The sequence below is a fragment of the Nodularia chucula CCY0103 genome (assembly GCF_963923915.1).
In the GTDB taxonomy this organism is placed as follows: domain Bacteria; phylum Cyanobacteriota; class Cyanobacteriia; order Cyanobacteriales; family Nostocaceae; genus Nodularia; species Nodularia chucula.
The window spans coordinates 1-638 of the sequence record NZ_CAWUOL010000221.1 but is presented as its reverse complement, the minus strand read 5'-3'; the positions used below and the strand labels follow the sequence as shown (position 1 = coordinate 638).

General features: G+C 33.7%; 1 protein-coding gene. It reads right to left on the bottom strand.

Going from position 1 to position 638, the window contains the following annotated elements:
- Nucleotides 1-40: 40 nt before the first annotated feature.
- A complete protein-coding gene (locus ACM0OP_RS24300; protein ID WP_414530965.1) occupies nucleotides 41-508 on the bottom strand; it encodes a hypothetical protein in 468 nt (155 codons plus the stop codon).
- Between the last annotated feature and the right edge of the window lie 130 nt (nucleotides 509-638).

Below are 638 nucleotides of genomic sequence, written 5' to 3'. Positions count from 1 at the left end.
ACCATATTTTGGGTTATTTTTATCACCTCTTTCTTAACATTCAACACTTCTGATATTTAATATCTTCATATCTACAATGAATTTCTTTCTCTCGTCGGAAAAAACCTAACTTTATCTGATATAAACCATGCTCAAAAGCAACAATTCTCTCAGCATATTTTAGTTTAGACGAAATAAAAAACATCCATAAAACCAGGACTAAAAATACACCAAACGTAATTTGCAGAGTTAATGTATTTTGTAGTATGCCTGAAGGTGATAACAAATTGAGTGAATTTAAGGGTTTGAGATTCAATAATTCCAAGATATTGCTAAGTCCCTCAATGAGCGACGAAAAAAGCCCTATCAGACAAGCACTCATAAAAGCGGCAAATGTCAAACTAATGATCACTGTCCCCACCAATTCATTACGTGCAAAATAATTTTTGCACGGGATTTCCTCAATTTTGAGAAACTTGCCAAATTTATATTTCAAAGCTATTTCTCTTTCATGATCAGACAACTGCATATACATATACTTTGCTATCCTTTCGTTAACTGATTCTGAATGATTTACTCACATTTGGCGATTGCGAAAATGTAGTTTAACGTGAGTTCGACGGAACTAAAAAATGGCAGGAGGTAGAGCAGGCAAATCT